This window comes from Streptomyces sp. NPDC031670 (assembly GCF_055580545.1).
In genome coordinates this window covers 64,322-76,281 of record NZ_JBVILC010000012.1, presented here as the reverse complement: position 1 = coordinate 76,281, position 11,960 = coordinate 64,322, and the positions used below count along the sequence as shown (strand labels likewise).

Genomic DNA, 11,960 nt, shown 5'->3' with positions numbered 1-11,960 from the left:
GGCGCCGCCGGGTCAACAGGGCCGGTACCCTGTTCGTATGTCCGAACCGACCGGTGCCGCCCGCCGTCGCGGGCCCTTCAAGGTCGGGGACCAGGTCCAGCTCACCGACCCCAAGGGACGCCACTACACGTTCACGCTCGAAGCCGGGAAGAACTTCCACACCCACAAGGGTTCCTTCCCGCACGACGAGCTGATCGGCGCTCCCGAGGGCAGTGTTGTCCGTACCACCGGGAACGTCGCGTACCTCGCGCTGCGCCCGCTGCTCCCCGACTACGTCCTGTCCATGCCCCGCGGCGCCGCCGTGGTCTACCCCAAGGACGCGGGGCAGATCCTGGCCTTCGCCGACATCTTCGCCGGCGCGCGCGTCGTCGAGGCGGGTGTGGGCTCCGGCTCGCTCAGCGCCTTCCTGCTGCGCGCCATCGGCGACCACGGCATGCTCCACTCCTACGAGCGCCGCGCGGACTTCGCCGAGATCGCCCAGCAGAACGTGGAGCGCTACTTCGGCGAGCCGCACCCCGCCTGGCAGCTCACCGTGGGCGACCTCCAGGACAACCTGTCGGACACCGACGTCGACCGCGTCATCCTCGACATGCTGGCCCCCTGGGAGTGCCTGGAAGCCGTCTCCAAGGCGCTGGTGCCCGGCGGCATCCTCTGCTGCTACGTGGCCACCACCACCCAGCTCTCGCGCACCGTCGAGGCGATCCGCGAGATCGGTTGCTTCGCCGAGCCGCAGCCGTGGGAGTCGATGATCCGCAACTGGCACGTGGAGGGCCTCGCAGTCCGCCCCGACCACCGGATGATCGGCCACACCGGCTTCCTCGTCACCGCCCGCCGCCTCGCGGACGGCGTCGAGCCCCCGCTGCGCCGCCGCCGCCCCGCCAAGGGCGCGTACGGAGACGACTACGAGGGCCCCAACAAGGACTGACGGGCCCGTCAACCCCAACGCACCGGCGCCGCCGCCGAGTTCCCCCACACGCCCGGGAACTCGGCGGCGGCGCTTTTCCGTTGGAATTACGGGCCGGATACGGGCCGGATATGGGATGGATACGGCCCGGGCGGCGCACTCCGCCGCGACCCCGCTGTTCCGCCCGACTGTGACGTGTGGCACGATGCTGGCCACCTCCACCACCCGCACCGCCCCTCACAGGAGACCTCCCGCGTGCAGAACGCCGCCGTCCCCGAGCTCGCGCACACCCACGCCCGCCCGGTGCACTGGCTGGCCACGGCCGCCGCGATGGCCGGTGTCGTGGCGCTGGCCGGCTGGCTCCAGCCCGGCACCGCCAAGGCCTCCCAAGGGGCCCCCGGAGCCCAGGTGGCGGCGGCCCCGGCCCCCGAGGCGTCGGCCGTCGCCTACCCGCTCCAGTGCGGCACGGTGGGCACCGAGGTCGCCGCCCGCGCCACCGGCGACCTCGACGGCGACGGCAGCCCCGAGACCGTGGCGGCCGTCCACTGCCGGGCCGGCTCCGGCACCCCGCCGAGCGGGCTCTACGTGCTGACCCGGCCCGCGGTGCCGGGCGGCCCGCCGCGTGTGGTGGCCACGCTCGCCGACCCCCGGGAGAAGCGGAGCGTCCGCGATCTCGCGGTCCGGGAGGGCGAGGTCAGCGCGACCCTGCTGGGCTACTCCTCGCCGTCCGTGCCGCGCTGCTGCCCCGACGAGGAGCTGAAGACCAAGTGGCGGTGGCAGGGCGGGAAGTTCGTCCGGAGCACCCGGTCCCCGGCGCCCAGCATCTGATCCGTCACCGAGCGTACGTCACTCGTCACTTACGGTCTCAGGCCGCGTCCGGGCCGTAGACCTCGACGCTGTCCGAAACCCGGCGTACGTGGATGCAGTCGCCCGGGCAGTCCTTCGCCGAGTCGACGACGTCCTGGAGAAGCGGCAGCGGAACCGGCGTCACGGCGCCCGGCGCCTGCAACAGCTCGTCCTCCGCGCTCTTCACATAGGCCAGACCGTCGATGTCCAGCTCGAAGACCTCGGGCGCGTACTGGACACAGATGCCGTCGCCCGTGCAGAGCTCCTGGTCGATCCAGACCTCGAGAGCGTCGTTCATGTCGCCTGCCGTTCCTGCGCGGTGCTGTGTTCGTGCGGTGTGTCCCACCCCACAGGCCGATCGGGCAATCCGTACCAGTCCTGACGGGTGTTGACCGACTCGACGATACAACCGCCCGCTTTCCGATGTTGATGGGTGGGTATTCCCCTGGCGTGAGGGAGAGCGCAAGGGTGAAGATCGGACACACCCCGCAGTCTTTGTGATCTAGGGGTTTCAATCACCACCCGCCCAGGTAGGGTCAGGAAGCGTCCAGCTCCCCTTGGAGGAGGTGAGGACCGTGGCAGCCCACGACGACGACATCAACCGCGGCATCCGGCCGGGGCGGGGGTCTGAGGACCCAGCCGGCCAGGTTGCCTATCTAGAGCAGGAAATCGCCGTCCTGCGACGTAAGCTCGCCGACTCTCCGCGTCATACGAGGATTCTCGAAGAGCGGATCGTCGAGCTGCAGACCAACCTGGCGGGCGTGTCCGCGCAGAACGAGCGGCTCGCCAATACGCTCCGCGAGGCCCGGGACCAGATCGTGGCCCTCAAGGAGGAGGTCGACCGGCTCGCACAGCCGCCGGCCGGCTTCGGTGTCTTCCTGCAGTCCAACGAGGACGGCACGGCGGACATCTTCACCGGGGGCCGCAAGCTCCGGGTGAACGTCAGCCCCAGCGTCGAGCTCGACGAGCTCCGGCGCGGCCAGGAAGTCATGCTCAACGAAGCGCTCAACGTGGTCGAGGCCATGGAGTTCGAGCGCGCCGGGGACATCGTCACCCTCAAGGAGATCCTTGAGGACGGCGAACGCGCCCTGGTGGTCGGGCACACCGACGAGGAAAGGGTGGTGAGGCTCGCCGAGCCGCTCCTGGACATCACCATCCGCCCCGGCGACGCCCTTCTGCTCGAACCCCGCTCCGGCTACGTGTACGAGGTGGTCCCCAAGAGCGAGGTCGAGGAACTGGTCCTCGAAGAGGTCCCGGACGTCGACTACGACAAGATCGGCGGACTCGGCGGCCAGATCGAGATGATCCGCGACGCGGTCGAGCTCCCGTACCTCTACCCGGACCTCTTCAAGGAGCACGAACTGCGCCCGCCCAAGGGCATCCTGCTCTACGGTCCGCCCGGCTGCGGCAAGACGCTCATCGCCAAGGCCGTCGCCAACTCGCTCGCCAAGAAGGTCGCCGAGGTGACCGGCCAGCCCGCGGGGAAGAGCTACTTCCTCAACATCAAGGGCCCCGAGCTCCTCAACAAGTACGTCGGGGAGACCGAGCGGCACATCCGCCTGGTCTTCCAGCGAGCCCGGGAGAAGGCCAGCGAGGGCACCCCCGTCATCGTCTTCTTCGACGAGATGGAGTCCCTCTTCCGCACCCGCGGTTCCGGTGTCAGCTCGGACGTGGAGAACACCATCGTCCCCCAGCTGCTCGCCGAGATCGACGGTGTGGAGGGCCTGGAGAACGTCATCGTCATCGGCGCCTCCAACCGCGAGGACATGATCGACCCGGCCATCCTGCGCCCCGGGCGCCTGGACGTGAAGATCAAGATCGAGCGGCCCGACGCCGAGGCGGCCAAGGACATCTTCGCCAAGTACCTCACGGCCTCCCTCCCGCTGCACGCGGACGACCTGTCCGAGCACAGCGGTTCCAAGGACGTGGCGGCCCACGCGATGATCCAGTCCGTCGTCGAGCAGATGTACGCGGAATCCGAGGAGAACCGCTTCCTGGAAGTCACGTACGCCAACGGCGACAAGGAAGTCCTGTACTTCAAGGACTTCAACTCCGGCGCCATGATCCAGAACATCGTGGACCGGGCCAAGAAGATGGCCATCAAGGCCTTCCTCGACCACAACCAGAAGGGCATCCGCGTCTCCCACCTCCTCCAGGCCTGTGTGGACGAGTTCAAGGAGAACGAGGACCTGCCCAACACCACCAACCCCGACGACTGGGCCCGTATCTCCGGAAAGAAGGGCGAGCGGATCGTGTTCATCCGTACCCTCGTCACCGGAAAGCAGGGCGCGGACACGGGACGCTCCATCGACACCGTGGCCAACACCGGTCAGTACCTGTAGCACACAGGGGCGGCTGCGGGTGCCCGGCCGGGGCATCCGCAGCCGCCTGCGTTTCCGGCCGAATTCAGGCCATGGACCGACCAAGAGCAATGACGGAATTGATCTCCCCACCAGCGCAAAGGCGTTCTAGGCTCTTCCGTACCGCCGAGTCGCGCAGTGCGGGGACGGGCACCGCACACGCACCGGAGAAACAGCGGTACTTGAGCGCCGCTCCCACAGGGGAGCGCCGCCGGGCAAGGAGGGCCGCATGACCGTACGGCGAGTAATGGGCATCGAGACGGAGTACGGCATCTCCGTCCCCGGCCACCCCAATGCCAATGCCATGCTCACCTCGTCCCAGATCGTCAACGCCTACGCGGCGGCGATGCACCGGGCGCGCAGAGCGCGGTGGGACTTCGAGGAGGAGAACCCGCTGCGGGACGCCCGCGGCTTCGACCTCGCCCGCGAGGCCGCCGACTCCAGCCAGCTCACCGACGAGGACATCGGCCTCGCCAACGTCATCCTCACCAACGGGGCGCGGCTGTACGTCGACCACGCGCACCCCGAGTACAGCTCGCCCGAGGTCACCAACCCGTGGGACGCGGTCCTCTGGGACAAGGCGGGTGAGCGCATCATGGCGGAGGCGGCGGAGCGCGCGGCGCAGCTCCCCGGCGCCCAGCCGATCCACCTCTACAAGAACAACACCGACAACAAGGGCGCGTCCTATGGCACGCACGAGAACTATCTGATGAAGCGGGAGACCCCGTTCTCGGACATCGTGCGCCACCTCACGCCGTTCTTCGTCTCCCGGCAGGTCATCACCGGGGCCGGCCGCGTCGGCGTCGGCCAGGACGGGCACGAGCACGGCTTCCAGATCAGCCAGCGCGCGGACTACTTCGAGGTCGAGGTGGGCCTGGAGACCACCCTCAAGCGCCCGATCATCAACACCCGCGACGAGCCGCACGCGGACGCGGAGAAGTACCGCCGGCTGCACGTCATCATCGGCGACGCCAACCTCTCCGAGATCTCCACCTACCTCAAGCTGGGAATGACGGCCCTCGTCCTCTCCATGATCGAGGACGGTTTCATCAACGTCGACCTCGCCGTCGACCAGCCGGTCCGCGCCCTGCACCAGGTCTCCCACGACCCGGACCTGCGCCATCTGGTCACGCTGCGCAGCGGCCGGACCATGACCGCCGTACAACTCCAGATGGAGTACTTCGAGCTGGCGCGCAAATACGTGGAGGAGCGGTTCGGCGCCGACGCCGACGACCAGACCAAGGATGTGCTCGGCCGCTGGGAGGACGTGCTCAACCGGCTGGAGAACGATCCGATGAGCCTCTCCGGCGAGCTGGACTGGATCGCCAAGCGGGAGCTGATGGAGGGCTACCGGCGGCGCGACAGCCTGGACTGGGACGCGGCCAGGCTCCACCTCGTCGACCTCCAGTACGCCGACGTACGGGCCGAGAAGGGCCTCTACAACCGTCTGGCGGCCCGCGGGAAGATCAAACGGCTGCTGGACGAGTCCGATGTCTCCCGGGCCCGGACGAAGCCGCCGGAGGACACTAGGGCCTACTTCCGGGGACGCTGTCTGGAGCAGTACGCGGACGACGTGGCCGCCGCCTCCTGGGACTCGGTCATCTTCGATCTGCCCGGCCGTGACTCCCTCCAGCGCGTGCCAACCCTGGAACCGCTTCGCGGAACGCGTAATCACGTGAAGGAGCTGCTCGACCGGTGCCGTACGGCCGAGGATCTGGTCCGGGTGCTCTCGGGCGGCTGACCTGGGGCTGAAAAGCCCGCGGTAGGGGAAACACAGAGGTAGACCCCGCACGTTCCACCAAGTGCGGGGCCGATGTCAGACCCTGCTTGTAGGGTCTGATCAAGGACATCGAACCGAGCGGGGTGAGGTAGATGGCGACCAAGGACACCGGCGGCGGACAGCAGAAGGCCACGCGTTCCACCGAGGAGGTCGAGGAGCAGACCCAGGACGCGCAGGCTTCGGAGGACCTCAAGGAACGCCACGAGAAGCTCTCGGACGACGTCGACTCGGTGCTGGACGAGATCGACGACGTGCTTGAGGAGAACGCCGAGGACTTCGTCCGCTCGTTCGTTCAGAAGGGTGGACAGTAGTCCACAAATGTGAACAGCGAGGGCTGCGAATAGGGGGACGACGGTTCCCGGTGGCGGGGCGGCGCGGTGTGTGCCCAACCTGCCCTGCCGCCCCCGCCGTTCATGTGGATCACCGCCACGGGACGGGTAAGGTCCGTGGCGTACGGTGCTTCAACTGCGATTCGGCCATCGGCAAGTTGGGAGACGATCCCGACACAGTTCGTCGGGCTGCCGCCTACCTGGAGGGAACCTCGTGGAAGCCAACACCCGTGGCACAGGGCGTCTACCAGCTGCCTTCCTGACGCCGGGCTCGTCCTCGTTCATGGACTTCCTGGCCGAGCACTCGCCGGAGATGCTGCCCGGCAAGCGCGTCCTGCCGCCCGTGCAGGGGCACGTGGAGGCCCCGCACGGCACCACCATCGTCGCCGCCACCTTCCCCGGCGGCGTGGTGCTCGCCGGTGACCGGCGGGCGACGATGGGCAACATGATCGCCCAGCGCGACATCGAGAAGGTCTTCCCCGCCGACGAGTACTCGGCGGTGGGCATCGCCGGCACCGCGGGTCTCGCCGTGGAGATGGTCAAGCTCTTCCAGCTGGAGCTGGAGCACTTCGAGAAGGTCGAGGGCACCACCCTCTCCCTGGAGGGCAAGGCCAACCGGCTCTCCACGATGATCCGCGGCAACCTCGGCATGGCCATGCAGGGCCTCGCCGTGGTCCCGCTCTTCGCGGGGTACGACGTGGACCGCGAGAGGGGCCGCATCTTCTCGTACGACGTGACCGGCGGCCGTTCCGAGGAGCACGGCTACGCGGCCACCGGCTCGGGCTCGATCTTCGCCCGGGGCTCGATGAAGAAGCTCTACCGCGAGGACCTCACCGAGGCGCAGACGACGACCCTGGTCGTCCAGGCGCTCTACGACGCGGCGGACGACGACTCGGCGACCGGCGGTCCCGACGTGGCCCGCCGGATCTATCCGATCGTCACCGTCATCAGCGACGAGGGCTTCCGGAGACTGACCGAGGCGGAGTCTTCCGAGATCGCCCGCTCGATCCTGGAGAAGCGCCTGGAGCAGCCCGACGGCCCGCGCGCCGCGCTGCTCTGAGGCCGCAGAGATGACCCCGCCACTGACAGAAAGGGACGGATAGCCGGTGTCGACGCCGTTCTATGTCTCACCCCAGCAGGCCATGGCCGACCGCGCCGAGTACGCCCGCAAGGGCATCGCGCGCGGCCGGAGCCTGGTCGTGCTGCAGTACGCCGACGGCATCGTCTTCGTCGGCGAGAACCCGTCCCGTGCCCTGCACAAGTTCAGCGAGATCTACGACCGGATCGGCTTCGCCGCCGCCGGCAAGTACAACGAGTACGAGAACCTCCGCATCGGTGGTGTGCGCTACGCGGACCTGCGCGGCTACACCTACGACCGTGACGACGTGACGGCCCGCGGCCTGGCGAACGTGTACGCGCAGACGCTGGGCACCATCTTCTCCAGCGCCGGCGAGAAGCCGTACGAGGTGGAGCTGGTGGTCGCCGAGGTCGGGGCGACGCCGGAGGAGGACCAGATCTACCGGCTGCCGCACGACGGCTCGATCGTGGACGAGCACGGCTCGGTCGCGGTCGGCGGCAACGCCGAGCAGATCAGCACCTTCCTCGACCAGCGCCACCAGGACGGTATGTCGCTGGCCGAGGCGCTGAAGCTGGCGGTCCAGGCCCTGTCCAACCAGACCAACGGCGCCGACCGGGAGATCCCCGCGGAGCGGCTGGAGGTCGCGGTCCTGGACCGGACACGGCCGCAGCAGCGCAAGTTCAAGAGGATCGTCGGCCGTCAGCTCTCCCGTCTGCTGCAGACCGAGGAGGCGAGCGCCGAGCCGACCGAGGTGCCCTCCGACGACGACGAGGAGTAGCCGCGAGGCAGTGCTCCGCGGGCCCGTGCCCCACCGTCTCTCCGACGGCGGGGCACGGGCCTTTCGCGTTCAGGACGTGGGCGGCGCCGTGGAGCCGCGGACCACCAGGGAGACGGGCAGGTCGCCCGCCTCCGGCTCACGGCCCTCCAGTACGGCGAGCAGCGCGGCCATGCCCCGCTCGCCCACCCGCTCGGCGGGCAGCCGGACGGTGGTGAGCTCGGGTTCGAGGGCGGTGGCCAGGGCGAGGTCGTCGAATCCGGCCACCGAGAGGTCCTCCGGGACGCGCAGACCCAGCCGCCGGGCGGCCTTGCAGGCTCCCGCGGCCAGGATGTCGTCGTCGCAGATGAGCGCGGTGGGGCGGGGGCCGGGCCGGGTCAGGGCGTGCTCGGCGGCGGCGCGGCCGGCGTCGACGCTGAGCGCGGAGGGCACGGTCAGGACCTCGGCGCCGGGCACCGCGCGCAGCGCGTCCTCCAGGGCCCGGGCGCGTACCCGGAAGGTCCAGGAGTCCACGGCCGAGGCGAGGTGGACGAACCCGCGGTGGCCGAGGCCGAGCAGATGGTCCGTCACCTGACGTATGCCGTCGGCGATGTCGAGGTTGACGCGGGCGGCGGGCCCGGACTCGGCGGGGTCGCTGTCGAGCATGACCAGCGGCAGGTCGGTGCCCCGGATGGACATGAGGGCGTCGGCGGCCATGGAGGAGGCGATGACCCCGTCGAGGGCCGCGCTGGCGGAGGCGAAGGGATCGCGGGCGGGGCCGACGCCCTCGGGAGAGGGGTAGAGGACCACGCCGAAGCCGTGCTCGGCGGCGACCCGGGCCGCGCCGGTGTAGACCCGGGCGAAGAACTCGTTGGTGAGGGCCGGGACGACCAGCAGGGCGGTGCGGGTGCGCCCCAGGCGCAGGCTGCGGGCGGCGAGGTTGGGCCGGTAGCCGAGGTCGCGGGCGGCGTCGCGGACCAGGGCCGCCGTCCGCTCCGAGACCCGGCCGCGCCACTTGTCGCCGAGGACCAGGGAGACGGTGGCCTGGGAGACCCCGGCCGCGCGGGCGACGTCCCGGCTGGTCGGCTGGGTCTTCACGGGGTCCTCCGGCGGGGTGGGGGAGCTGGGAACCCCCGGTCCGGGGTGGACCCGGGGGTTGCCGACATGGTACGTATGACGTCGCACGTTATACGTAACACTCACCAATCGAGGGGCGAGCATGGCGGCGGGATATCTGGAGATCCTCCGGACGCGGCACGCCGCGCGACTGCTGGCGGGGACACTGACCGGGCGGCTGCCGAACGCCACGGCGGCCATCGCCGTGGTGCTGTTCGTCCGCGCCGAGGGCGGCAGCTACTCGCTGGCGGGCGCCCTCACCGCTGTCTACGGCCTGGCCACCGCCGCCGGGCAGCCCCTGCTCGGCCGCGCCGTCGACCTGTACGGCCAGCCCCGGGTGATGCTGCCCGCGTCGGTGGCCAGCGCGCTCGGCATGTGCGTCCTGGCCCTCGTCGGCATCGACCCGGTCGCCCTGGCGTACGCGGCGATGCTGGTGGCGGGCTTCTGCACACCGCCCCTCGAAGGCGGACTGCGGGCGCTGTGGCCCAGCGTCCTGACCCGCCAGGACCAGGTGCACACGGCCTACGCGATGGACGCGATAGCCCAGGAGGTCATGTTCACCGTCGGCCCCCTCCTGGTCACCCTCGGCATCGCCCTGTGGTCGCCCGCCACCGCGCTCGTCGCGATCAACGCGCTCGGGGTGCTCGGCGCGCTCTCCGTGGTCCTCTCGCGGCCCTCGCGCGCGTGGCGCTCGGCCCCCCGCGAGGCCCACTGGCTGGGCGCGCTGCGCTCCACCGGCCTGCTGGCGCTCCTCGGGGCCTTCTTCTTCGTCGGTCTCGCGCTGGGCGCGATCATCGTGGCGGCCTCGGCGTACGCCGACGACCACGGCCGGGACGCCATCTACGGCTGGCTGATGGCGGCCAACGGCCTCGGGGCGCTGCTCGGCGGTCTGGTGTACGGGGCGCGCCAGTGGGCCACAACTCCCGAGAAACGGCTGATTTCGCTCGTCGCGCTGCTCGCCGTCGGCTATCTGCCGCTGACGCTCGTGCCCGGTGTGGTGCCGATGGCGGGGCTCATGGTGGTCTCGGGACTCCTCCTCGCGCCGTGCATCGCCTGTGCGTTCATCGTGGTCGACCGGCACGCCCCGCGCGGCACCGTGACCGAGGCCTTCTCCTGGCTGGTGACGGCCTTCGGGGTCGGCACCGCGCTCGGCACGGCGGTCGCGGGGCCCGCCGTCGAACTGGGCGGCAGCGCGGCGAGCTTCGCCGTGGCGGGCGGCGGCGGAGTGGCCGCCCTGGTGGTGCTCCTCGCCACCCGACGGGTCCTCGCAGCTGGCGGGCGTACGGAAAGCGTCGCTGGAGTTGACCAAAATGATCCAACCCGTGCCGTCGAACCCGGTTTCAGCTGAGGGCATCGGGCGTAATGTTCAGTCATGGACCGCCGCATTTTCGGGCTGGAGAACGAGTACGGCGTCACGTGCACGTTCAGGGGACAGCGCCGACTGTCACCTGACGAAGTGGCGCGCTACCTCTTCCGCCGTGTTGTGTCATGGGGCCGCAGCAGCAACGTCTTCCTGCGGAACGGCGCCCGTCTCTACCTCGACGTGGGTTCGCATCCGGAATACGCAACTCCCGAATGCGACAACGTGACCGAGCTGGTCACCCACGACAAGGCCGGCGAGCGCATTCTCGAAGGCCTGCTCGTCGACGCCGAACGCCGCCTGCACGAGGAGGGAATCGCGGGCGACGTCTATCTCTTCAAGAACAACACCGATTCCGCGGGAAACTCCTACGGGTGCCATGAGAACTATCTCGTCGCCCGGCACGGCGAGTTCTCCCGGCTGGCGGACATCCTCATCCCGTTCCTGGTCACCCGCCAGCTCCTGTGCGGGGCCGGCAAGGTCCTCCAGACCCCACGCGGCGCGGTCTACTGCGTCAGCCAGCGCGCCGAGCACATCTGGGAGGGCGTCAGCTCCGCCACCACCCGCTCGCGCCCGATCATCAACACCAGGGACGAGCCGCACGCCGACGCCGAGCGCTACCGGCGGCTGCACGTGATCGTCGGCGACTCCAACATGTCCGAGACGACCATGCTGCTCAAGGTCGGCGCCACCGACCTGGTGCTGCGCATGATCGAGGCGGGCACGGTGATGCGCGACCTGACGCTGGAGAACCCGATCCGGGCGATCCGCGAGGTCTCGCACGACATCACGGGCCAGCGCAAGGTGCGCCTGGCCAGCGGCCGTGAGGCCTCGGCCCTCGAAGTGCAGCGGGAGTACTACGAGAAGGCCGTGGACTTCGTGGAGCGCCGGGGCATCCGCACCGGCACCGTCGACCAGGTCCTGGAGCTGTGGGGCCGCACCCTGGACGCGATCGAGGCCGAGGACCTGGACCGGATCGGTACCGAGATCGACTGGGTCATGAAGTACCAGCTGATCGAGCGGTACCGGGCGAAGAACAACATGACCATGTCGCACCCCCGGGTCGCGCAGATAGACCTGGCGTACCACGACATCCACCGCCAGCGGGGGCTGTACTACCTGCTGGAGCGCAAGGGCCAGGCCGCGCGGATCTGCAACGACCTGAAGATCTTCGAGGGCAAGTCGGTGCCCCCGCAGACCACTCGGGCACGGCTGCGCGGCGACTTCATCCGCCGGGCCCAGGAGCAGCGGCGGGACTTCACCGTCGACTGGGTGCACCTCAAGCTCAACGACCAGGCGCAGCGGACCGTGCTGTGCAAGGACCCGTTCCGCTCCGTGGACGACCGGGTGGAGAAGCTGATCGCCGGAATGTGACCGGCCGACGACACCGGCCGCCGGAAACACGGGCCCCGTACGTTCCTCGTACGGGGCCC

Annotated in this window: 12 protein-coding genes; 10 read left to right on the top strand and 2 right to left on the bottom strand. The window is 69.7% G+C overall.

Annotated elements, in window-relative coordinates; all coding sequences use genetic code 11:
* The first annotated feature begins 37 nt into the window (after nucleotides 1–37).
* Nucleotides 38–925 (top strand): tRNA (adenine-N1)-methyltransferase, encoded by an 888-nt coding sequence (locus tag ACZ5ID_RS22525; RefSeq protein ID WP_468900736.1) that lies wholly within the window; start codon nucleotides 38–40, stop codon nucleotides 923–925.
* Nucleotides 926–1,159: 234 nt separating this feature from the next.
* Nucleotides 1,160–1,732 carry a hypothetical protein gene (locus ACZ5ID_RS22520; RefSeq protein WP_468900734.1) on the top strand — a complete coding sequence of 191 codons (573 nt, stop codon included), beginning with the start codon at nucleotides 1,160–1,162 and terminating at the stop codon, nucleotides 1,730–1,732.
* A 37-nt stretch (nucleotides 1,733–1,769) separates the two neighbouring features.
* Here the strand turns inward: ACZ5ID_RS22520 and ACZ5ID_RS22515 are convergent, their stop codons facing one another.
* Complete coding sequence (locus tag ACZ5ID_RS22515; protein WP_468900730.1) at nucleotides 1,770–2,048, bottom strand: ferredoxin; 279 nt, start codon at nucleotides 2,046–2,048, stop codon at nucleotides 1,770–1,772.
* Nucleotides 2,049–2,325: 277 nt separating this feature from the next.
* On the opposite strand from ACZ5ID_RS22515, the gene arc reads away from it, so the two are divergent.
* The 6 genes from arc (at nucleotide 2,326) to prcA (ending at nucleotide 8,075) form a co-directional block, all read left to right on the top strand.
* Nucleotides 2,326–4,092, top strand: a complete 1,767-nt coding sequence (gene arc, locus ACZ5ID_RS22510) for a proteasome ATPase (protein ID WP_406551021.1) — start codon at nucleotides 2,326–2,328, stop codon at nucleotides 4,090–4,092.
* A gap of 247 nt (nucleotides 4,093–4,339) precedes the next feature.
* Nucleotides 4,340–5,851, top strand: a complete 1,512-nt coding sequence (dop, locus tag ACZ5ID_RS22505; protein WP_468900726.1) for a depupylase/deamidase Dop — start codon at nucleotides 4,340–4,342, stop codon at nucleotides 5,849–5,851.
* Between the two features lie 131 nt (nucleotides 5,852–5,982).
* A complete protein-coding gene (locus ACZ5ID_RS22500) occupies nucleotides 5,983–6,201 on the top strand; it encodes a ubiquitin-like protein Pup (RefSeq protein ID WP_067134420.1) in 219 nt (72 codons plus the stop codon).
* A gap of 50 nt (nucleotides 6,202–6,251) precedes the next feature.
* Nucleotides 6,252–6,482, top strand: a complete 231-nt coding sequence (locus tag ACZ5ID_RS22495) for an endonuclease domain-containing protein (RefSeq protein WP_468900722.1) — start codon at nucleotides 6,252–6,254, stop codon at nucleotides 6,480–6,482.
* Entirely contained in the window at nucleotides 6,434–7,279 is an 846-nt protein-coding gene (gene prcB, locus ACZ5ID_RS22490; protein ID WP_406551023.1) for a proteasome subunit beta, read from the top strand. Before ACZ5ID_RS22495 ends, prcB begins: the two co-directional genes overlap by 49 nt.
* A 46-nt stretch (nucleotides 7,280–7,325) precedes the next feature.
* Complete coding sequence (gene prcA / locus ACZ5ID_RS22485) at nucleotides 7,326–8,075, top strand: proteasome subunit alpha (protein ID WP_406551024.1); 750 nt, start codon at nucleotides 7,326–7,328, stop codon at nucleotides 8,073–8,075.
* A 69-nt stretch (nucleotides 8,076–8,144) separates the two neighbouring features.
* Here prcA and ACZ5ID_RS22480 read toward each other — a convergent pair whose 3' ends face one another.
* Entirely contained in the window at nucleotides 8,145–9,149 is a 1,005-nt protein-coding gene (locus ACZ5ID_RS22480; protein ID WP_468900717.1) for a LacI family DNA-binding transcriptional regulator, read from the bottom strand.
* A 121-nt stretch (nucleotides 9,150–9,270) separates the two neighbouring features.
* Here ACZ5ID_RS22480 and ACZ5ID_RS22475 point away from each other — a divergent pair, with 121 nt between their 5' ends.
* A complete protein-coding gene (locus tag ACZ5ID_RS22475) occupies nucleotides 9,271–10,515 on the top strand; it encodes an MFS transporter (protein WP_468900714.1) in 1,245 nt (414 codons plus the stop codon).
* 24 nt (nucleotides 10,516–10,539) lie between these two features.
* Nucleotides 10,540–11,901, top strand: coding sequence for a Pup--protein ligase (pafA, locus tag ACZ5ID_RS22470; protein WP_101387501.1), 1,362 nt, complete (start codon nucleotides 10,540–10,542; stop codon nucleotides 11,899–11,901).
* Nucleotides 11,902–11,960 lie beyond the last annotated feature (59 nt).

Bases quoted from the DNA above. Each gene is read 5' to 3' on its own strand.
- dop (WP_468900726.1), top strand. From the start codon at position 4,340: ATGACCGTACGGCGAGTAATGGGCATCGAGACGGAGTACGGCATCTCC.
- pafA (WP_101387501.1), top strand. From the start codon at position 10,540: ATGGACCGCCGCATTTTCGGGCTGGAGAACGAGTACGGCGTCACGTGC.
- ACZ5ID_RS22500 (WP_067134420.1), top strand. From the start codon at position 5,983: ATGGCGACCAAGGACACCGGCGGCGGACAGCAGAAGGCCACGCGTTCC.
- ACZ5ID_RS22515 (WP_468900730.1), bottom strand. From the start codon at position 2,048: ATGAACGACGCTCTCGAGGTCTGGATCGACCAGGAGCTCTGCACGGGC.
- ACZ5ID_RS22525 (WP_468900736.1), top strand. From the start codon at position 38: ATGTCCGAACCGACCGGTGCCGCCCGCCGTCGCGGGCCCTTCAAGGTC.
- ACZ5ID_RS22475 (WP_468900714.1), top strand. From the start codon at position 9,271: ATGGCGGCGGGATATCTGGAGATCCTCCGGACGCGGCACGCCGCGCGA.